Source organism: Marinomonas flavescens, assembly GCF_004352835.1.
Lineage (GTDB): Bacteria > Pseudomonadota > Gammaproteobacteria > Pseudomonadales > Marinomonadaceae > Marinomonas > Marinomonas flavescens.
In genome coordinates this window covers 31,184-51,353 of record NZ_SJSB01000009.1, presented here as the reverse complement: position 1 = coordinate 51,353, position 20,170 = coordinate 31,184, and the positions used below count along the sequence as shown (strand labels likewise).

The following is a 20,170-nucleotide window of genomic DNA, read 5'->3' as shown; positions in this document are numbered from 1 at the left end:
CTGTACCTGATTAAAATAAAACACTTCCTTTGCCTAGCCTCCTAGCTTTATCCTTAGACCACTAATTAATGGATTCAGGCTGCAATTAATAGTCAAAAAATGTACAATTGTTTTTATTAAACGCGCGTTTAATAAAAACGCGGCAATCAGTATCTCGATTATTCAAGCGAATTTATCGTCAAGACACTAAACGATTAAAGAGGTTTACCATGGCACATCAGCAGCAATATATTCACGGTCGCTACCTTGCATCTACAAGCGGAGAACATTTCGAAACGCTAAACCCTGCAACAGGTGAAGTCATTGCCACTATCGAGCACGCTGGACAAGCTGAGCTAGATGCTGCTGTTGAGTCGGCAAAAAAAGGGCAAAAAGTATGGGCTGCAATGAGCCCGGTAGAACGTGGCCGTATCTTAAAAAGAGCAGCAGAATTACTACGTGAAAACAATGAAGAACTTGCTCGATTAGAAGTACTCGACACCGGTAAACCATTACAAGAAGCTATATGTGTTGATATTGAAACTGGTGCAGACGTAATAGAATACTACGCAGGTCTAACCGACAAAATCCAAGGCGAATACCAAGATCTTGGTAACGGCAACTTCTACTACACTCGTAAAGAGCCTCTTGGCGTATGTGCTGGTATCGGCGCATGGAACTACCCAATTCAAATCGCTTGTTGGAAATCAGGGCCTGCACTGGCTGCAGGTAACGCCATGATTTTCAAACCATCTGAAGAAACACCGTTAACAGCACTGAAATTGGCTGAGATTTACACTCAAGCTGGCTTACCGGATGGCGTGTTTAATGTTGTTCAAGGCGATGCTCGCACTGGCCAGATGATTACCGCGCACCCAGGTATCGACAAGGTATCGTTTACTGGTGAAGTGGGTACAGGTAAAAAAGTCATGGCCGCTTCCGCACAATCGCTGAAGCAAGTAACCATGGAATTAGGGGGCAAATCCCCAATGATTATCTTTCCTGATATGCCAGTTGACCAAGCTGTGTCTGCCGCGATGCTAGCCAACTTCTATACTCAGGGTGAAGTTTGTACCAACGGTACTCGTGTTTTTGTCCATGCAGACATCATGGATGCTTTTACTAAAGAATTAAAAACTCGTACTGAAGCCATGATCATTGGCGACCCAATGGACATGGATACACAAGTTGGCGCATTGATCTCTAAAGATCATATGCAAAAAGTACTTGGCTTTATTGATGCGGCCAAAGCATCTGGCGCAACGTTATTGTGCGGTGGTTATCAAGTCACTGACAATGGTTTAGAAAACGGCGCCTTCGTGGCACCAACAGTCTTCACCAATTGCACCGACGACATGCCGCAAGTACGTGAAGAAATCTTCGGACCAGTTATGTCTGTTTTAAGCTTCACCGATGAAGATGACGTTATTGCTCGTGCAAACGACACAAAATACGGTTTAGCGGCTGGCGTATTCACCAAAGATTTTGCCCGTGCACACCGCGTAATCAATCAAATGCAAGCCGGTATTTGCTGGATCAATGCATGGGGCTCATCTCCTGCAGAAATGCCTGTTGGCGGTTATAAAGAGTCTGGTGTTGGTCGTGAAAACGGCATAGATACGCTTTATCACTACACCCAAAATAAGAGCGTATTTGTTGACCTGAACGACGTTCAAAACCCTTATTAAGCGAGAATATAATGGCAAACGAAATTTACGATTACGTTATTGTCGGCGCTGGTTCCGCGGGTTGTGTACTAGCAGACCGACTGACAGAAAATGGCGACAACAAGGTATTATTATTGGAGATGGGCGGCTCAGACAAGAGCGTTTTCATCCAAATGCCAACCGCTTTATCGTACCCAATGAACACAGACAAATACGCATGGCAATTCCATTCTGATAAAGAGCCAGGCTTAGACAACCGAGAAATGCACTGCCCTCGTGGCAAGGTACTAGGTGGGTCATCTTCCATTAATGGCATGGTGTACGTTCGCGGACATGCTTGCGACTTTGATCAATGGGAAGAAAACGGTGCGAAAGGCTGGAGTTATCAAGCTTGTCTACCATATTTCAAAAAAGCAGAAACATGGAAAGGCGGTGCAGACATGTATCGTGGCGGCCAAGGTCCCTTGTTTACCAACAATGGTAACGACATGACTTACAACCCTCTTTACCAAGCTTTTATTGATGCAGGCGAAGAAGCTGGTTACGGCAAGACAGGCGATTACAACGGTTACCGCCAAGAAGGCTTTGGCGCAATGCACATGACAGTAAAGAACGGTGTACGTGCTTCCACATCTAATGCCTACCTTCGTCGTGCAATGCAACGCCCTAACTTAACACTAAAAACTGGGGTGCTTAGTCACAAGGTCATTTTCGAAGGTAAAAAAGCAATTGGCATTGAATTCAGTAAAAATGGCAAAACTCAGCAACTAAACGCCCGCAAAGAAGTCATTTTATCTGCTGGCTCTGTCGGCTCGCCACAATTACTCCAATTGTCCGGTGTCGGTCCAAAAGACGTGCTAAAAAAAGCAGGTGTTCCTCTTTTACATGAGCTACCTGGTGTTGGTGAAAACCTGCAAGATCACTTAGAAGTTTACTTCCAATATTTCTGTAAAAAACCCGTCACGCTGAACAGTAAACTTGGTTTAATCAGTAAAGGGTTGATTGGTACCCGCTGGATGCTGTTTAAAACAGGTCTGGGGGCGACTAATCACTTTGAATCTTGTGGTTTTATTCGCTCACGCGCCGGACTCAAATGGCCAAACATTCAATATCACTTCTTGCCAGCAGCAATGCGATACGATGGGCAAGCCGCGGTTGAAGGGCATGGATTCCAAGTACATGTTGGACCCAATAAACCAGAAAGTCGTGGTAAGTTATGGATTGAATCAGCGGATCCGCAAGCCAAACCTCGTATCTTGTTTAATTACATTTCTACCGAACAAGATAAGCAAGATTGGCGCGATACTATTCGCCTAACCCGTGAAGTACTCCAACAATCCGCTTTAAATGAATACCGTGGTGATGAAATTCAACCCGGTATGGCGATTCAAAGTGATGACGAGATTGATCAATGGGTAAAAGAAAATGTGGAAAGCGCTTACCACCCTTCTTGTACTTGTAAGATAGGCGCAGCCAACGACCCTATGGCGGTCTTAAATGAACACTGCCAAGTTCGTGGTCTGAAAAATCTTCGTGTCGTAGATTCGTCTATTTTTCCAACGATCACCAACGGTAATTTAAACGCACCTACCATCATGGTTGCAGAAAAAGCCGCTGATATGATTATTGGTAAACAAGCCTTACCTAGCCTAGGTGCACCGGTTTGGATTCATCCAGAATTTGAAACCAAACAGCGCTAAATAATGCTATTTTGTCACTGATAACATTGTTAATAAAAACCCCAAGATGAAGTAATTCATCTTGGGGTTTTTATTAACTAACTCGACAACAGTTCAAATATATCCGCTTACTAAAAAGGATTATCAACCACTCGATATTGATGGCGATCTGAATCGAATCGGTACCAAACCCCCTTACATTTGAAATAATCGTGATGCTGATAATGCACTACTTTATGATCCCGAGGTATAGTGTCTACCCATATACCTTGTGGCGGAACGACAACAACATAACCATCTGACGCATCTCGATAATAAACACCATCTGAGTAATAAATATCGTCTCTCACATGCACATGCCTAGGTGGTAATGTCGTCAAAACAGAGCCAATCACCATACCCGCCCCCAAAGCAAAGAGTCCAAATGGCGCTCCTCCCCCCCTAGGACCACCAGCACATCCCGCTAAAGCAAGACAGCAACTAAATACTAAAACAGAACGAAATTTCATATCGATCTCCTTTTAATTTTATCGCGAACTCATAGGATGGCTAAAACAGTAATTAACAAGGAAAGTGTTTAACCAGGAAAGAGGCCAACTTATGGAAGAAATACCTTACAGAGCAATACCTGTATTAATGGCTAGGCGGTGCCGGTAATTCATCTTTTGTTAAGGAGCCACTGTGATCAACATCAAGACGATCAAAGTCGTCTGCCAGAGGGCCTTTCACTTCATCTCGGCTTAATACACCGTCGCCGTTTTCATCCAGTTGGGAGAAGGATGGTGGGTCTTTGGGTGGTTGTCCGCCCGCTAGGGTATTTACGGAAAACAGCGCAAGAACACTCGCGGTCATCACTGGTAACAATATGGGCATGGTTAGTTTTTTCATACTCTACTTCCCTTACTCGTTCATCGAACGTGAATCAGATTATTTTGTAAGGGAAGCATAAGTAGAAAATTAGTATTCAATATGGAGAAAGTGCTTACTGATCGTCAAATTTATAACCAACACCGTAAACTGACTTGATGCAATCTAACTCGGGATCTATTTCTTCGAGCTTACGTCTTAGGTTTTTAATATGGCTATCGATAGTACGATCCGCAACCACTCTGTGATCAGAATATATGTGATCCATTAGCTGATCTCGGCTGTATATTCGCCCAGAGTTTTTAAACAACAACGCCAAAATTTTAAATTCAGCCGGTGTGAGCATTACTTTTTGCTGGTGATAACGTACCGTCATTGAAGGCTCATCTATCAGCAATGTGCCCTGCGCTTTAATGGCTGGCGCTTCACTGCGACGCAGAATATTTTTCACCCTGACTACCACTTCTCTGGTGCTATAAGGCTTACAAATATAATCGTCTGCGCCTAATTCAAGGCCAATTAATCGATCAATTTCTTCAATTTTAGCGGTTGCCATAATCACCGGAACGTCACTAAAAGCACGAATGTCTCGAAATATATCAAGCCCGTTTCGATTTGGTAGCATTAGATCTAGAATAATCATATCCGGATGATTTTCTTTAACAAAATCAATAACAAGAGAGCCATCGTTCAACTGGTTGGCATGATAACCTGCGTGCTCTAAGTACTCGCAAAGGATCGCTGCTAACGTAGGTTCATCTTCAACTACTAAAATACTTTTCTTTTTCTCATCCATTGCTCATGTCTCTTTTCAATCTTACTTCAATGACTAAACCACCTAACTCAGAGCGCTTCGCCACAATACTTCCGCCGTGCATCATGACGATATTGTGGCAAATAGACAATCCTAACCCTGAGCCACCATGTGAACGGCTGCGAGATTGATCCACTCGATATAGGCGCCCAAATAACTTGTCTAAATGGGCTTCTTCGACGCTTGGTGAAGAATCTTCAAAGCGCACAACAACCTCACCCTCTTCTTCTGCAGCAGACAATTTAATGGTCCCGGGTGCATCCGTATAACGCAGACTGTTTTCTAGTAGATTCACGCACAGTTGTTCTAAGGTTTTTTCATCACCTTTGAGATAAATCGGTTCCGACATTAACAGCTCTAAGTGCAAACCTTTTTGCGCGACCCTATGCTCAAAACGATTGGCGACGCATTGCACCAGCGCGATAATATCCAGTCTTCGGACATCCAATTGGTACACTCCCGCATCTGTTTTCGACAGTAAATAAAGATCATTCACTAAGCGGCGCAATCCCATTACTTGCTGGTGCATAGAATCCATACGCGCCATTTCAGGTTGACGAATCCCATCTTGAATGGCTTCTAATTCACTGCGCAAAACGGATATTGGGGTTCTAAGCTCATGAGAAATGTCGACTAGCCACTGCTCACGACTGTCTTTCTGGCGTTTTAGGCTACTAGCCAAATCTTGAAACCGATGGGCAAGTTCACCGAACTCATCGTTACTACTGCTCTCGAAAGTGAAGCTATAATCCCCTTCTGATAAGGCATTGGCGCCTTGTTGTAACCGTTTCAACGGTAATAAAAAGTGACGCACCAAACCTAAGGCAACCAGTAATGAAGCCAAACCTGCTAAGCCAATTATCCAAACTAGATTATTTTGCTGTTGCGCATAAAACTGCCCCACCAAAGGACCAGAAAGCTGATCTTTTTGCTTAAGCACAAGCCAACCAATAATTTGCCCTCCTTGTTTAATTGGTTCTTTAAACCACTCCTCGCGGCTATCTTGTTGACCCGAAAAATACACTCCAGCCACCCAATGATGCTGTGCATCTTCCAGAAAAAGTCGATGGCTGATCGGCCCAAATTCCTCCGAACTGCCTTCACCTCTAGGAGGAGGTTCATGGTGTTCCGGGCCTCGAATAGGTCCTCTTTCTGAACTCGACCCGTCAAACCCAATGTTGGGTTTAAGGTGATGTTCAGGCATTGCGCCTTTGCTGGAAAGCGGCGAGTGCAATTTAACAAAAAGATCGTCCCATATTTCAGGCTGAACTTTTAACTCTTGCCAACCAAGATCCTTTGAATAATATCCAGACAATAGACCGGAGAGCCGCTCTACTTGCTCTTTCTCTTGCTGATTTAAGTACTCTTGAAAGCCTGATTTGAAGCTGTAACTAACGAAAAAAGTCATTCCGACAACCAATAAAATACTGGTCATAAACAAGGAAATAAATAATTTCGTAAAAATAGGGATTCGCACAACATTTCCTTTATTTATAGGGTAAACAGTTTTTTTTAGCGAATATCACGGCCGTTTGGCGACTTAAACTTTTCACTTTTCTCCATATTTACAACAAATTTAAACGCTATCTTGAACGCTAATATTTTATTTTTAGGTGCACTTATGGCTCGCGTGTTAACAAATCGAATCTTAGCGTTCTTCACGCAGTTTATAAAACAGAAGTCCTATCCAACACAAGCCTGGTTAACGCTTCAGGTTTGTCTTTTGATGTTAATTCCCTATGTTTTTCTTGCCCTGCTACCGATGGATAACAAAGGGCTTTATGTAGAAATTGTAAGCTTTTTTAATCTTGTCATGATGCTTTCTATGCTGCTGCAGTTTCCGCTCGCCGCTAGGCTAAAACGGACCAAACTATTCTCTCGTATTGATTGGAATATGCAGCAACATAAGCGTATGGGAAAGTGGATTGGGGCTTTTTTCTTTTTACATCCCTTGTTGATTCTACTACCAAAATGGCTTCTATCTGGCGCGGACCTTAGTCTATCCATTATTGAATCGATCACTTCTCCACGCTTATTAACGGGCATTATTGCTTGGGTTTTATTGGCTGTTTGGGTGCTTTTTTCCATCTATAAAAACAAGTTTCCGATTAGCTACGCTAAATGGAAATTACTACACACCGCCGGTTTTATGGTGGTATTAATACTCGCCACTTGGCACATCACACAGGTAGGCAGTCACGGGCAGTTTGGTCAATATATCAATCTTGTTTGGTGGTTGGCTTGCTTCTTATCATTGGCGTTTACCGTCTATGGCAACGCCCTAAAACCCAGCCGTTTAAGCAAACAGGCTTTTACCTTAGTGAGCCGAGAAAAAGTCAGCTTCAACGATTGGTTAATCACCATAAAAGCAAAACCAGGTTTTACTTTTCAAGCGGGTCAGTTTGTTTGGTTAAGCACGCAAAAAAGCGCTTACGATCTGGATTACCACCCCTTTTCTATTGCCTCGACCCCTAGATCGCTACCCAATTTATCCTTTGTCATCAGAGAGCTAGGTGACTATACAAGATCTCTTGAGCAGCTAACGCCAGGACAAACGGTTTTTGTCGATGGACCTTATGGCAACATGACACTGTCAAGTAATGACACCAACAATGCCATTATTTTGATTGCCAATGGTGTTGGCATCGCTCCGATTATCGGCTTATTACGTACGCTCGCAGAAACCAATGATCCTCGTCCTATTCGACTCATCTACGGTAACCGTAACTATTCTCAAATGCTATTTACCGAAGAGTTAGTCCATTTTGAAAACACCATGAAGAATTTTAAAACCCATTACGTTTGCTATTTACCCTCGACATTTCCAGTTTATTACCAAGGATTTATTGACCGCGACTGCTTACGAAACGCGCTTCAAGATGTTCCGATTGAAACCAGTTCTGTGTATCTATGTGGATCTGAAGTTGCAGTAAAAAACATCCGTAAAGACCTGAAACATTTTCCCATTGCCGCTCGAAATATCTATTTTGAACAACTTTCATTTTAGGAGGTTTATATTATGCCTATCCATCAAATTTCCGGTTGCATCGGCTGTAATGCTTGCATTGAAAGCTGTCCTACCGATGTTATAAAACTCGATGAAGCCTCTCAAAAAGCCGTCATCCAATACCCTGAAGATTGCCAAATCTGTCATCTATGTCGTTTATATTGTCCGGTTGGCGCCATCACTATCACCCCTGAAAAATCCATCCCTGTCATGGTTTCTTGGAGATGAAAATGAGTGACTCAGAAAAAAAAGGACTCTCAAGACGCCAATTTCTTGGAGCTGCAAGTGGCGCATTGGGTGTTGCAGCGGCGGGGGCCTATGTTTTTAATCAAATGGACTTTAACAAACCGCCAATCAGCAACGAAACACCATTACCACCAAGTACTTTTTCCATTCAGCACATTGCAACCGATGTGCTGGTGATTGGCAGCGGTATGGCGGGGTTATTTGCCGCCGTAAAAGCCCACGATACCGGTGCAAAAGTGACCATGGTGTCAAAAGGTCGATTAGGCAGCTCAGGGCTGACGCCATTTGCTAAAGGCGTTTTTAGTTACGATAAAAATACCAGCAAGCTGAGTATTGATCAGTTTGTTGCAAAGGTTACTGAATCCGCGATTCAGACCAACAATCCGGTGTTTACTCGTCAGCTGGCTGAACACTCCAAAGCCCGTGTCGAAGAGCTCAAAGAATGGGGATTCTTTGACTCACCGCTTTATAACGAATCCTTCTCTCGCCCCATTAATGAACGGGGGATTCCACTGCATCAACGGATCATGATTACCCATCTGATCAAAGAAAATGGCCGTGTTGTCGGTGCCTCAGGTTTCAGTTTAGACAAACCAAATGTCATCCATTTTACAGCCAAAACTGTAATACTTTGCTCTGGCTCTGGCGGCTTCAAACCCAGTGGTTTTCCGGTATGTGACCTGACCCACGATGGCACGATTATGGCCTATAAAATTGGCGCCAAAGTTACCGGCAAAGAGTGGAATGATGGCCACCCTGGATCTGCGAAAAACTCAGGTTCTTGCTACGACAACTGGCACGGCCAAATAGAAGAAAAACCGCAAATCAATGACGCTGAAGTACGTCATGATCTTGGAGTCGATATAAACTACCAAGCTTATAAAATAGGTCCGCCGATCACCATGGGTCCACCACCAATGGGGCCATCAGGAAATAATCCAAAACGACCAGAAATGACGCAGATAAAAGGCGGTCCTTTTGTGCCATCCGCCTTTCGCCATAGAGCGGCACCACCGCCAGAACACGAAGGCGGTATATTGGCTCTCTTCTCAGGTAAAAAACCGAGCGGCGGCGGACCTCCAGGAATGGGCGGCGAACAAGTAGGTGGCTCTAGTGCGGGAATGGCAATTCATAAATCTGAAGGGTTGAGTCCGATTAATGAAACGGGGCTCAGTACCATCCCGGGCCTCTATGCCGCAGGGGATGCACTCGGCTCTCATATGTCCGGTGGAATTTATGCCCAAATAGGCTCATCTCTGGCTGGGTCAGCCGTACAAGGCGCGATAGCAGGAGAAGCCGCAGCGCACGCCAGCAAACAAATTGCATCTGTGGCCATCAACTCAACTCGCCTAAGAGAAATTGAACAAGAAATTTTTGCGCCATTAAAACGTAAACGCGGTTATAGCCCAGCTTGGGTAACCCAAGTACTACAAGGCATTATGATTCCTAATTTTGTGCTCTACATTAAAAAAGAGCGCCTACTGCAAGCTGCATTAGCGTATGTTGAGGAGCTGAAAGAGCACCACGTGCCTATGTTGATAGCCAATGACTTACACAAGTTGCGTCTCGCTCACGAGACCGAAAATATGATAGTCACAGCAGAGATGAAGCTCAAAGCGTCGATCATGAGAAAAGAAAGTCGCTGCAGCCATTATCGTCTGGACTACCCAGAAGTAGACCATAAGAACTGGCAAGCTTGGATAAATATTTACCAAGATAAAAACGGCGACATGGCGTTTGAAAAACAACCTTTTGGCACCTGGACTAAGGCAACTTAATACTGGTTTATCAGAATCCATACTACACAGAAAATCACGGTATGGATGCTGATGCTAGAGGCCTGTTTAACGCTTAAACCAGCGCCACACAAACAACATTCGTAATAAGGCAGCGGATACATACGTCATAGCACAAGCAAATAAAATGCGTTTTACTTTAGGCAAATCTTCTTTCGGCAAGTAGCCTCCTTCTTCTAGAATAGGCAGTGCCTTATGAAAGCTGGCATCCCATTCTTCCGGTAAAATAGCCACTTGCACCAACACCGCCAGTATTCCTGATAACCCCACGACAAGGGCATGAATGGCCACCAAATAGGGGATGAATGGCCACCAAATAGGGGATGTGCAATACAACCGACAATAACGGCCAACCAATTAATAAACCACCAGCAAGCCGCTGTAAAAAGACCGCCTTTGGCAAATAACGTACTCGCAAACGTGCAATTCGTTCTTGCCGCTCATGAGCAATCGCATGGCCAACTTCATGGCTTGCCACCGCCACCGCAGTTAACGACTGCCCAGCAAACACACTGGGGCTTAAACGGACTTTATGTTGCTGAATATCAAAATGATCGTGGCCTTCTTGCGTGGTTTCCACAGAAACCTCATTTAACTCAAAACGACGAATCAAATGCTGAGCCAACTCGCCACCAGAACCTGGCAAATCATTCCGCGTTTGAGCGTAACGCTTCAAGGTAAATTTCACCCATAAATGCGGCCCACAAAAGAGAGCTAAAAACAGTAAAATAGCGAAAATCCACAACATAACGCACCATCTATTATTAAAAAAATAATTCATTTCATGTAATGGCTTTGACCCTTCTGGGCCTATTCATCTACACTTTGAGCGTTTTTAAAGGGAAAAGCACGCTATGAGAAACCCACTAATCGGCCCCATCTTACATATATTAAAAAAACACCCTGAAGGCGTGGGCGAATTTGAGATTCTTAAAACACTCAAACAACAGATTCCTGAACTAACAGACATTGCCACAGACGTTAACCTGCAATTGTTTCGACAACATTTTCTTATTATGAACGCCCTTTATCAGCTCCAATCAAGCCTGTGGCAAGAAGAATCACTGTCCCTATCAATCAGCGCTACTCACATTAGAATCCTTCCCCGCACACAAGTTCCCCTTTCAAACAGCAGGGATATTAATAATAGCGTCGATGCCAAACTGGCGGCCTATTATCTCGATTGGCACGAATATGAGAAAACAAACGAAGAGGATGTATCAAGCTTATTAAGCAGTTTTTACCAAGGAATTTATCTCACAGGTGACCGCGAGGCGGCGCTTGAGGCCTTACAGCTAACCCAATCATCCCCGAGCAAAGAAGAGATCAAACGCCAATACCGAAAGCTCGCACATCAAACCCATCCAGACCGTGGGGGCGATACAGACGCCTTTATATCGTTACGTCAGGCCTATGAATGTCTGATGTTCTAGACGTCAATAAGTCTGTTATAAATTGTAAATTCAACGACGAAACATTGCGTTGCTCTGGCATAGCACGCAAGATAAATGCTTCTTAACAGCGACCACACAATAATAGCTGTTTATTCATTTTTGATTACAAAGTTGATAGAAAACGCTTATGCCTCTACTTATACCGCCGTACATCACCGCTGAAAAACGCAACACCTCAAAAAGTAAAACAAGAGCACTGCTCACCACTCTGAGCCTATTCTCATTACTTTCGTTAACCGCCTGTAGCCAGTTTGAAGTGGATCCTTCCAACGACTTTAAAAATAATGGTCTCGATAAAAATGGAGTAAAACGAGACTCTCTATATTTAAAAGAAAGCCTTCCACCGGGCCTCCCCTATCCAGATCCCAGTTTTCAAAGTGGCTTAGAGCAACAAGTGGCATACTTGAATAAAATATCCAATCAAACATACCAACTAGAAAACACCGAAGTGAGTGTTCAGCAGCTCAAACAAGTGACCCACGAAATTCAGCACTGGCTTAAACAGCCTACTTATCAGCCCCATTTAAAAGCACTGCAATTGGCGGGGCAAGATTACCGCGGAAATGTACAAATTACGGGGTACTATGTTCCCGTGATACAAGTACGTCATAAACCTGATGCGGTGTACCGCTATCCACTTTATCGCAAACCATTAAAGCGCGATACGAATGGCAAATTCCCTAGCCGTGAACAAATTGATTTTGAAAATGCTTTGCAAGGTCAAGGACTCGAAATTGCTTACAGTGCAAGTCTAGTCGACAATTTTTTCTTACATGTACAAGGTTCTGGCGTTGTGCAATATAAAGATGGCACTCGTGAACTTCTCTCGTGGGGTGGTGTTAATGGCTGGCCGTACCGTAGCCTAGGGAAAATTCTCATTGAAAATGGTGAAATAGCACGCGCTGATATATCGGCACAAAGTATCAAACGCTGGCTTAAAGATCACCCAGATAAAGTCAGAGAAACACTCTCGCAAAACCCAAGCTACTTATTCTTCAGTGAAGGACAATCTGACCCAGTAGGCGCAGCAAATGTTCCTCTGACACCACTTTACTCGGTTGCAGTAGATCCTAAAGTCATTCCTCTTGGCTCCATTTTACTGGGCGAAATGCCTAAATTAGATCAACAAGGCAACCTCATTGGCCACGAATTTCGTTTGTTACTGGCGCAAGATAAAGGCGGCGCGATCAAAGGTCCAGGACACATAGACTGGTATCAAGGCATTGGGGATGAAGCCCACGTTCATGCTGGGCAACTCAAGCATTTTGGTAAAGTGTGGCTGCTGTTACCAAACAACGCTTACCAAACCTCAGTGCCTCAGGAGAACCCTTCAGAGAAACCGCCATTGCACCCAATAAATTAAAAAAAGCGGCGTACTTTACACACTAAAGTACGCCGCTTTATGAGAGATAAACAGACCAAGATTCACGTTAAAAAGCGTGACCTTCCTAAAGAGCTAGTCCTGCATTTAATGACTAAAATCCCCTCCTAGTTCAACCACATCATCCAAAATATTCTGTTTAAGCGTATAAGAGCAGAACAAGAGCAAAACGACATCAACTCATCATTACCTCTAGACCCTCTCAATCCGTTTCAGCCACACCCTAAACAATGCCAAAAAAAAATGCGTAGTAAACATCGCTAAAGAAAGCACCAAAATAATGCAGACATGGAACGTTTTTTGCTTGTGATTACCCTTTTAAGTCCGTCATATCTGTTTTTTTAGCAATTTGCTTCTTAATACAGCAAAAACAAAAACATAAAGCACCCGTTCGGTGCATTTTATATAGGAGCGCTTCGTGACCGTCACAAACAGTGCAGTAGAAACACTGATTTCCAATTCAAATACTTTTTTTATTCTGCTTGGTGCCATCATGGTATTTACCATGCATGCCGGCTTCGCATTTTTAGAAGTCGGGACTGTGCGTCATAAAAATCAGGTCAATGCGCTAGTAAAAATAATGACTGATTTTGCTATTTCCGCTCTGGTCTATTTTTTCATTGGATACCATATAGCCTACGGCGTCAGCTTTTTCGAAAGCGCGACCACACTGTCACAAAACAGTGGCTACGCTTTGGTTAAGTTCTTCTTTCTTATGACATTTGCCGCCGCCATACCCGCTATTATTTCTGGTGGTGTGGCAGAACGCGCTAGATTTTATCCTATGCTTATCTCTGCAGCGATTATAGTCGGTGTTGCCTATCCCTTCTTTGAAGGTCTGATATGGAATGGTAATTATGGGTTTCAACATTGGTTAACTCAACAATATGGTGCGCCATTTCATGACTTTGCGGGCTCCATTGTCGTTCATGCATTTGGAGGTTGGGTTGCTCTAGCGGCCATTGTTTTACTCGGCACTCGTAATGGTCGTTTCAGAAATGGAAAGCTCATCGCATTTGTCCCATCAAACATTCCATTTCTCGCCCTAGGTGCCTGGATTCTTTGTATTGGCTGGTTTGGCTTTAACGTTATGTCCGCACAAACTCTAGATGGTATTAGTGGACTAGTGGCTGTCAATTCGTTAATGGCGATGGTTGGAGGGATTATTTCTACCATGGTACTGGGTAAAAAAGATCCGGGGTTTATTCATAACGGACCTCTCGCTGGACTGGTTGCCATTTGCGCAGGTTCAGACATCATGCATCCTATTGGAGCTCTAGCAACCGGGCTGATCGCTGGCGCATTATTTACTTGGTTATTCACACTCATACAACAGAAATTCCACCACATTGATGACGTATTGGGTGTATGGCCGTTGCATGGAGTTTGTGGAACTTGGGGTGGGCTTGCTGCCGGTATATTTGGCCTAAAGTCCTTTGGCGGATTAGGCGGTGTCAGCTTTATGTCTCAAATCATCGGTTCTTTTACTGGCATAGGAATCGCGTTAATCAGCGGTTTTGTCGTTTATGGTGCGGTCAAAGCCATTAGTGGTTTGCGCTTAAGCGAAGAAGAAGAATATAACGGGGCGGATCTTTCCATCCATAAAATAAGCTCTGATAGCAGAGACTAAATAGCGTCTGACAATCCATATCAGAATGGCTGATGCTCTAACAAAATGGGCTATTGAAACGACGTGGTAACAATAGCCCAGCAGCATAAGACGATGTTCTAGTAATGAAATCGTCTATTGCTCCTTAAACAAACGTCGTTCTATCAGCCTAATTGCACGGCGATACATAAACCAAGAACAAATGCCTGCCAACACATTGCCAAACAGAACACCTGTAAATAGGCCTTTTAAGCCCGCTAATTCAGAGCCGATCCAAAGGCACGGCAAGAAAAAAGCAAACAGCCGTAAAGCAGATATAGTCAACGCGGTATACGATTTCCCTAAGGCATTCGAGATCGACACCATCAACATGCAAATCCCCAACGGCCCTAAGCTAATCGGTATTATCATCAGATGCCAATGTAAAATCTGTCGAACTTCCGTCTCGCTAGTCATCAAGTTGGCTAAACCACTTGAAGCAAAAAACGTCACAACGGCGATCAATAACTGAAATAATAAAACAAAGCGACACGCCACTTTTACAATATAACGAATGTCGTCAGATCTTCCCGCCCCTAATAAACGTCCGATAAAAGGCGGCATCGACATCGTCAATGCCAAAACGGACACAATCGCAAAGAATTCAAAACGTGATCCTAGAGCCCATGACGCTACCGCGGCGGTACCAAATCCTGCAATTAGTTTGGTGGCCAACATAGACGATACCGGAGGCAATAACTGACTCACCATCGCAGGCCCCATTATGTGGCCAATATCCGCTAAGCTTTGAGTGATTTTTAAGTCTTTCCAGTCAAACATGATCCAATGCTTACGAGCTACTTTAGGCGCAACCACCAAAACGCCAATACCGAACGCTAAGGTTGTAGCCATGGCCGCACCATTAAGTCCAAAACCCAATTTGAAAATGAAAATAGGATCTAACACTAAGTTCAGAACACTCGTCACTATCATCATTATTCCTGGTAATAATGTATTTCCATGAGACCGACAAATGCTGTAATAAAAATAGATCAAGGCGCCTACCCAAGCGCTAAGAAGCCAATGAGGCCAATAAGAATCAATGATCGGATACACAGAATCTGGCGCACTCAACAAGGCCAAAATAGGATGACGTAGCAACCAAATCAACACCGCAAAAAAAGCGATACCAATGCTGCCCATCGTTAAAACTAAGCCACCTAACTGTTTAGCATAACGTGTTTTTTGTGCCCCTAATGCTCTGGATATAATCGCCGTCGTAGCGATCCCTAACCCAACCTGCAAGCCAATTACTATCATTTGAATAGGTAAGGTAAAACCCTGAGCAGCCAAAGGTAAAATACCTAATTGGCCGATAAAAGCACTGTCTACCAGCTGAAAACTCATTAACGACAACACCCCAAAAAGCATGGGCCAAGTCATAGTGAATAATTCGCGAGCAAGAGAAGGTTGAGCTGAGTTTGAAGACATAAATTAGGTATTTCTAAGCAGAAAAGAAAAATAAGGAACCCAGATTATACGTGATTTTCCTAACAAATTCGTCATATCGAAATTTATCTATTTATTATCACGATTCTCCGACTAAGAGTACTAACGGCCACACCTTAGTGACTTATTCCTTGATGGTTACTTAAAGAAATTAGGCAAGCAGGTACGAGAGAGTAAGAAAGTACATAAAAGCACTACTCTAATGAGATGAAAACACCCTGAAGGTGCTTTTCTGGCTGTGTTTTAGACATGAATTCCGTATCATATTCCTCACCACTGCTGGCGCTGTTTAACGCCTCAACGGCTTTCAAGAAAATTAGAAGGATTGCATGGAATTTATTTGGATATTATTTGCGTTTGTCTGCGGCCTCGCCGTTAAGTTAATCAATTTGCCACCTCTCATTGGCTTTTTGTTGGCTGGCTTTTTACTGAATGCATTTGGCATGCAGCCCAGCAGCACGCTAGATTCTTTGGCTAATTTAGGCATTACCTTGATGCTGTTCTGTATTGGCTTGAAGCTCCACGTAAAAGACTTATTTAAACGCGAAGTCTGGGCATCGACTCTAGGCCATATGGGCCTTTGGACTGTTTTACTGATTGCGATCTGCTTATTATTAGGCAGTTTAAGCCTGCCTTTCTTTGGTATTCTGGAGTTAAAAACCGCGGCGTTGCTTGGCTTCGCGCTGAGTTTTTCCAGTACGGTTTGTATCATCAAATTACTGGAAGAAAGCAGCGAGCTAAAAACACGTCATGGACAATTAGCACTCGGCATTCTGGTGATGCAAGACATAGTCGCTGTGGTCTTCTTAGTGTTCGCTACTGGGAATACACCGTCACTCTGGGCGCTCGCCCTGTTTGGCCTATTGTTGGTCCGTCCCATCCTGAATAAAATCGTCGATAAAGCAGGCCACGGTGAAATGCTCCCACTTACCGGACTTTTTCTCGCACTGGGTGGCTATGAACTTTTCTATCTTGTTGGTGTAAAAGGCGATCTAGGGGCTCTGATTTTTGGTGTGTTACTCGCGTCTCACAGTAAAGCAGCCGAAATGAACAAGGCTTTGATGAACTTTAAGGATCTGTTTCTTATTGGTTTCTTTTTATCCATTGGCTTTACCGCCTTACCAACGTTAAATATGGTCGCGGTCAGCCTTATAATCACCTTGGTTATCTTAGTGAAGTTTGCCCTTTTCTTCGCACTGTTTACCAAGTTGAAATTACGTGGGCGTACTTCTTTCTTATCGTCTATTGTGCTGTCGAATTACAGTGAGTTTGGCTTAATTGTGGTCGCTCTGAGCGTAGCTAATGGCTGGCTCGCTAAAGAATGGTTGGTGGTGCTCGCCTTGGCGGTGTCTTTTTCTTTTATCATTACCAGCTTGCTATATCGAAACGTACACCGCTTGTATCGTAAAAACAAAGAAATCATTCGCCGCTTTGAAAGTCCGAAATGCTTACCAGAAGATGTCTTTGTGCAGCCGATTGATACTGAAATCTTGGTCGTCGGATTAGGTCGCGTAGGACGCGGTGCTTTTGAGTCGTTAAAAGGCTTAGTTGGTGCCACAGTCGCCGGTATGGACGCTGATCGAAACCGCATCACCCAGATGCAAGAAGCCCAAGAAAACGTCTTCTACGGTGATGGGGAAGATGCCGACCTTTGGGAGCGCCTCGATACCTCAAGCATTCATTTGGTGCTATTGGCATTACCCGCGGCAGAAGATACTACTAATATTGCCGTGCAATTACGTAAAGCCAATTACACTGGACAAATTGCCGCGATTGCCCGTTATCAAGATGAGCGTGATATTCTCATCGACAGCGGCATCGATAATGTCTTTAACTTCTACACCGAAGCCGGTACTGGGTTTGCCGAAGAGAGCTTAGCCTTGATCCGTTAAACGGACTGACTCCTAGAAAGCAAAAAACGATGTGTTATGCCCTATTCAATCGGCCTATCACATCGTTTTTTTTCGCCTGTAATCTGTGTTTTTATAACGACTGAATTGCTTTATCCCAGCTAGATTGCTTTATCGACTAAGAAGGGATGGCGTTCAGTTTGGCCTTCACCATTTCGGCCTGTGCCGTCAGCTCTGCATAGCGTTTGATATCCCCGCCACGCTGGGCTTGCATGGCTTTTTCCAATAATTGTCCATATTCTTTGTCGAGCGCTTTGCGCGGATCAGATTTAAGAAAAGAAAACATATAACCACCTCTTTTTTGAAGACTTGCCTATCAATACGCTACTAACGCCTTTTTGGATTACTAAAGGGCTTCTGACCGAATGCATCCACTGCGAGCGTCTTACGTTCCGCCGCGCGTTTAAGGGCCTGTTGTTTCTCGTTTTGCGACGCCGCAGACCAACCTAGAATGTCTTCTAAAGAACGAAAACAACCTAAACAGATATCTTCTTCATTCAGGCAGCATTGTCGAATACAAGGAGAAGAAATCGTCATATATACTCTCATGCTTAATAGTTGATAGTTGATAGTTGATAGTTGATATAACTAAGTTTAGACCATTTTACGCTTCTAGTCGGAAGCGTAGCTCACTTGCTCTTAATTCCAAAAACACCTTTGTTTTCAAATAAAAACTGACCTTGTCTTAAAACGAAAAAAAACACGTATTTGATACTCAAATACGTGTTTTTATGCTCCTTATATCTCCCGTTAATATTTTATAGGGAGGTATAAGTTGCTTTAATTAGCAATTAAACGTCTAAGAAATCCATGATTCCTTCGGCCGCTTTACGCCCTTCATCAATAGCCGTTACAACAAGATCAGAACCACGCACCATGTCGCCACCAGCAAAAATTTTCTCATTGGTTGTTTGGAACATGTACTTGCCTTGCTTAGGTGCTAGAACACGACCACGAGAATCGGTTTCGATACCGAATTTCTCAAACCAAGGTGCCGGGCTCGCTTGGAAACCAAAGGCCACTAAGATCGCATCTGCAGGGATAATTTGCTCGCTGCCTTCAACAACTTCAGCGCTACGACGACCATTTGCGTCTGGCTCGCCCATCTTAGTTTCTACTACCTTGATGCCTTCCACTTTACCATTACCAACGATTTCCACTGGCTGACGATTAAAGAGAAACTGAACCCCTTCTTCACGCGCATTGGTCACTTCTTTGCGTGAGCCTGGCATATTTTCTTGGTCACGACGGTAAGCACAAGCGACACCTTTAGCGCCTTGGCGAATCGCCGTACGGTTACAGTCCATCGCAGTATCACCGCCCCCTAAGACAACCACTTGCTTGCCTTTTAGGTTGATGTAATCGCTTTCGTCTTCTTCGAAATCTAAACAATGGTTCACATTAGAAATCAAGTAATCTAGCGCATCATGAACTCCAGGTAGATCTTCCCCAGGGAAGCCGCCCTTCATGTATTTATAAGTACCCATGCCTAGAAACACAGCATCGTACTCTTCTAAAACATGTTCAAATGGTACGTCATCGCCAACCGAGGTTCCCAATACAAATTCAACGCCCATTTCTTCAAAGATCTCACGACGGCGCGTCATGACACTTTTTTCGAGCTTAAATTCAGGGATACCAAACGTCAGCAAACCACCGATTTCTGGGTATTTATCAAACACCACTGGTTTAATACCATTGCGCACTAGCACGTCTGCACACGCTAACCCAGCAGGGCCTGCGCCGACGATAGCCACGGTTTTATTAACCGGCACTACGTTGGTCATATCCGGGCGCCAGCCAAGTGCAAACGCGGTATCTGTGATGTATTTCTCAACAGACCCTATAGTCACAGCACCAAAGCCACCTTCGCCAAGCGTACAAGCACCTTCACAAAGACGGTCTTGTGGACAAACTCGACCACACACTTCAGGCAAAGAGTTGGTTTGATGGCTCAACTCAGCGGCTTCTAAAATATTCCCTTCACTCACTAACTTTAACCAGTTAGGAATGTAGTTGTGAACAGGACATTTCCATTCACAATAAGGGTTACCACATTCAAGGCAACGATGAGACTGCCCTTTGGCATTCTCTTCCTCAAACGGTTTATAAATTTCGACGAATTGTGCCTTACGAGTAATTAAAGGCTTCTTCTTCGGATCTTTACGATCCACTTCGACGAATTGAAATGCATTGTTCAAGCGCTCAGACATAAGCTGCTATCTCCTATGGCCGCTTGCAAGCAAGCGGCGCTTCTCTCAAATGGGTCAAAC

Annotated in this window: 19 protein-coding genes; 9 read left to right on the top strand and 10 right to left on the bottom strand. The window is 43.9% G+C overall.

From position 1 onward, the window contains the following. Positions 1-209: 209 nt before the first annotated feature. Together betB and betA are read left to right on the top strand one after the other, a co-directional pair. On the top strand, positions 210-1,667 hold the full coding sequence (gene betB / locus E0D70_RS10820; RefSeq protein WP_133012306.1) for a betaine-aldehyde dehydrogenase: 1,458 nt from the start codon (positions 210-212) through the stop codon (positions 1,665-1,667). An 11-nt stretch (positions 1,668-1,678) separates the two neighbouring features. Next, on the top strand, positions 1,679-3,346 hold the full coding sequence (betA, locus tag E0D70_RS10815; RefSeq protein ID WP_133012305.1) for a choline dehydrogenase: 1,668 nt from the start codon (positions 1,679-1,681) through the stop codon (positions 3,344-3,346). 110 nt (positions 3,347-3,456) lie between these two features. On the opposite strand, the gene E0D70_RS10810 is transcribed toward betA, so the two are convergent. From E0D70_RS10810 to E0D70_RS10795, 4 genes are all read right to left on the bottom strand, one after another. Next, entirely contained in the window at positions 3,457-3,834 is a 378-nt protein-coding gene (locus E0D70_RS10810; protein ID WP_133012304.1) for a DUF6515 family protein, read from the bottom strand. 124 nt (positions 3,835-3,958) lie between these two features. Beyond that, complete coding sequence (locus tag E0D70_RS10805) at positions 3,959-4,213, bottom strand: EF-hand domain-containing protein (RefSeq protein WP_133012303.1); 255 nt, start codon at positions 4,211-4,213, stop codon at positions 3,959-3,961. Positions 4,214-4,307: 94 nt separating this feature from the next. Then, positions 4,308-4,988, bottom strand: coding sequence for a response regulator (locus E0D70_RS10800; RefSeq protein WP_133012302.1), 681 nt, complete (start codon positions 4,986-4,988; stop codon positions 4,308-4,310). Beyond that, the gene (locus E0D70_RS10795) at positions 4,981-6,483 is read right to left on the bottom strand and encodes an ATP-binding protein (protein ID WP_133012301.1); all 1,503 of its coding nucleotides are present in this window, start codon (positions 6,481-6,483) and stop codon (positions 4,981-4,983) included. Before E0D70_RS10795 ends, E0D70_RS10800 begins: the two co-directional genes overlap by 8 nt. Positions 6,484-6,627: 144 nt before the next feature. On the opposite strand from E0D70_RS10795, the gene E0D70_RS10790 reads away from it, so the two are divergent. From E0D70_RS10790 to E0D70_RS10780, 3 genes are read left to right on the top strand one after another with little or no spacing between them, the layout of a single operon-like run. Then, positions 6,628-8,013 carry a ferredoxin reductase family protein gene (locus tag E0D70_RS10790; protein ID WP_133012300.1) on the top strand — a complete coding sequence of 462 codons (1,386 nt, stop codon included), beginning with the start codon at positions 6,628-6,630 and terminating at the stop codon, positions 8,011-8,013. 12 nt (positions 8,014-8,025) lie between these two features. Beyond that, positions 8,026-8,241, top strand: a complete 216-nt coding sequence (locus E0D70_RS10785) for a 4Fe-4S dicluster domain-containing protein (protein ID WP_133012299.1) — start codon at positions 8,026-8,028, stop codon at positions 8,239-8,241. Positions 8,242-8,243: 2 nt separating this feature from the next. Beyond that, positions 8,244-10,037 carry an FAD-dependent oxidoreductase gene (locus E0D70_RS10780; RefSeq protein WP_133012298.1) on the top strand — a complete coding sequence of 598 codons (1,794 nt, stop codon included), beginning with the start codon at positions 8,244-8,246 and terminating at the stop codon, positions 10,035-10,037. Between the two features lie 66 nt (positions 10,038-10,103). Here E0D70_RS10780 and E0D70_RS17705 read toward each other — a convergent pair whose 3' ends face one another. Together E0D70_RS17705 and E0D70_RS10775 are read right to left on the bottom strand one after the other, a co-directional pair. Next, the gene (locus E0D70_RS17705) at positions 10,104-10,289 is read right to left on the bottom strand and encodes a zinc metallopeptidase (protein ID WP_276312847.1); all 186 of its coding nucleotides are present in this window, start codon (positions 10,287-10,289) and stop codon (positions 10,104-10,106) included. Then, the gene (locus tag E0D70_RS10775) at positions 10,249-10,803 is read right to left on the bottom strand and encodes a zinc metallopeptidase (RefSeq protein WP_276312846.1); all 555 of its coding nucleotides are present in this window, start codon (positions 10,801-10,803) and stop codon (positions 10,249-10,251) included. Before E0D70_RS10775 ends, E0D70_RS17705 begins: the two co-directional genes overlap by 41 nt. Before the next feature lie 106 nt (positions 10,804-10,909). On the opposite strand from E0D70_RS10775, the gene E0D70_RS10770 reads away from it, so the two are divergent. The 3 genes from E0D70_RS10770 (at position 10,910) to E0D70_RS10760 (ending at position 14,520) form a co-directional block, all read left to right on the top strand. Then, positions 10,910-11,488 (top strand): DNA-J related domain-containing protein, encoded by a 579-nt coding sequence (locus E0D70_RS10770; RefSeq protein WP_133012297.1) that lies wholly within the window; start codon positions 10,910-10,912, stop codon positions 11,486-11,488. 148 nt (positions 11,489-11,636) lie between these two features. After that, positions 11,637-12,872 carry a murein transglycosylase A gene (gene mltA, locus E0D70_RS10765; RefSeq protein ID WP_133012296.1) on the top strand — a complete coding sequence of 412 codons (1,236 nt, stop codon included), beginning with the start codon at positions 11,637-11,639 and terminating at the stop codon, positions 12,870-12,872. A gap of 436 nt (positions 12,873-13,308) precedes the next feature. Further along, positions 13,309-14,520, top strand: a complete 1,212-nt coding sequence (locus E0D70_RS10760) for an ammonium transporter (protein WP_133012295.1) — start codon at positions 13,309-13,311, stop codon at positions 14,518-14,520. A gap of 114 nt (positions 14,521-14,634) precedes the next feature. Here E0D70_RS10760 and E0D70_RS10755 read toward each other — a convergent pair whose 3' ends face one another. Beyond that, on the bottom strand, positions 14,635-15,969 hold the full coding sequence (locus tag E0D70_RS10755) for an MATE family efflux transporter (protein ID WP_133012294.1): 1,335 nt from the start codon (positions 15,967-15,969) through the stop codon (positions 14,635-14,637). Positions 15,970-16,316: 347 nt separating this feature from the next. Between E0D70_RS10755 and E0D70_RS10750 the strand changes: the two genes are divergently transcribed. Further along, positions 16,317-17,879 carry a cation:proton antiporter family protein gene (locus tag E0D70_RS10750; protein ID WP_133012293.1) on the top strand — a complete coding sequence of 521 codons (1,563 nt, stop codon included), beginning with the start codon at positions 16,317-16,319 and terminating at the stop codon, positions 17,877-17,879. A 136-nt stretch (positions 17,880-18,015) separates the two neighbouring features. Here E0D70_RS10750 and E0D70_RS10745 read toward each other — a convergent pair whose 3' ends face one another. The 3 genes from E0D70_RS10745 to E0D70_RS10735 form a co-directional block, all read right to left on the bottom strand. Further along, positions 18,016-18,183 carry a DUF6435 family protein gene (locus tag E0D70_RS10745; RefSeq protein WP_133012292.1) on the bottom strand — a complete coding sequence of 56 codons (168 nt, stop codon included), beginning with the start codon at positions 18,181-18,183 and terminating at the stop codon, positions 18,016-18,018. 41 nt (positions 18,184-18,224) lie between these two features. Beyond that, positions 18,225-18,434 carry a DUF1289 domain-containing protein gene (locus tag E0D70_RS10740; protein WP_207923245.1) on the bottom strand — a complete coding sequence of 70 codons (210 nt, stop codon included), beginning with the start codon at positions 18,432-18,434 and terminating at the stop codon, positions 18,225-18,227. A 254-nt stretch (positions 18,435-18,688) separates the two neighbouring features. After that, complete coding sequence (locus E0D70_RS10735; protein ID WP_133012290.1) at positions 18,689-20,110, bottom strand: FAD-dependent oxidoreductase; 1,422 nt, start codon at positions 20,108-20,110, stop codon at positions 18,689-18,691. Between the last annotated feature and the right edge of the window lie 60 nt (positions 20,111-20,170).

What these genes read in the sequence shown, in the direction of transcription:
- E0D70_RS10805 (WP_133012303.1), bottom strand. Translation starts at nt 4,213, where the DNA reads ATGAAAAAACTAACCATGCCCATATTGTTACCAGTGATGACCGCGAGT.
- E0D70_RS10750 (WP_133012293.1), top strand. Translation starts at nt 16,317, where the DNA reads ATGGAATTTATTTGGATATTATTTGCGTTTGTCTGCGGCCTCGCCGTT.
- betA (WP_133012305.1), top strand. Translation starts at nt 1,679, where the DNA reads ATGGCAAACGAAATTTACGATTACGTTATTGTCGGCGCTGGTTCCGCG.
- E0D70_RS10745 (WP_133012292.1), bottom strand. Translation starts at nt 18,183, where the DNA reads ATGTTTTCTTTTCTTAAATCTGATCCGCGCAAAGCGCTCGACAAAGAA.
- E0D70_RS10790 (WP_133012300.1), top strand. Translation starts at nt 6,628, where the DNA reads ATGGCTCGCGTGTTAACAAATCGAATCTTAGCGTTCTTCACGCAGTTT.
- E0D70_RS10770 (WP_133012297.1), top strand. Translation starts at nt 10,910, where the DNA reads ATGAGAAACCCACTAATCGGCCCCATCTTACATATATTAAAAAAACAC.
- E0D70_RS10780 (WP_133012298.1), top strand. Translation starts at nt 8,244, where the DNA reads ATGAGTGACTCAGAAAAAAAAGGACTCTCAAGACGCCAATTTCTTGGA.
- E0D70_RS10800 (WP_133012302.1), bottom strand. Translation starts at nt 4,988, where the DNA reads ATGGATGAGAAAAAGAAAAGTATTTTAGTAGTTGAAGATGAACCTACG.
- E0D70_RS10755 (WP_133012294.1), bottom strand. Translation starts at nt 15,969, where the DNA reads ATGTCTTCAAACTCAGCTCAACCTTCTCTTGCTCGCGAATTATTCACT.
- E0D70_RS10735 (WP_133012290.1), bottom strand. Translation starts at nt 20,110, where the DNA reads ATGTCTGAGCGCTTGAACAATGCATTTCAATTCGTCGAAGTGGATCGT.
- betB (WP_133012306.1), top strand. Translation starts at nt 210, where the DNA reads ATGGCACATCAGCAGCAATATATTCACGGTCGCTACCTTGCATCTACA.
- E0D70_RS10810 (WP_133012304.1), bottom strand. Translation starts at nt 3,834, where the DNA reads ATGAAATTTCGTTCTGTTTTAGTATTTAGTTGCTGTCTTGCTTTAGCG.
- E0D70_RS10785 (WP_133012299.1), top strand. Translation starts at nt 8,026, where the DNA reads ATGCCTATCCATCAAATTTCCGGTTGCATCGGCTGTAATGCTTGCATT.
- E0D70_RS10775 (WP_276312846.1), bottom strand. Translation starts at nt 10,803, where the DNA reads ATGTTGTGGATTTTCGCTATTTTACTGTTTTTAGCTCTCTTTTGTGGG.
- mltA (WP_133012296.1), top strand. Translation starts at nt 11,637, where the DNA reads ATGCCTCTACTTATACCGCCGTACATCACCGCTGAAAAACGCAACACC.
- E0D70_RS10740 (WP_207923245.1), bottom strand. Translation starts at nt 18,434, where the DNA reads ATGACGATTTCTTCTCCTTGTATTCGACAATGCTGCCTGAATGAAGAA.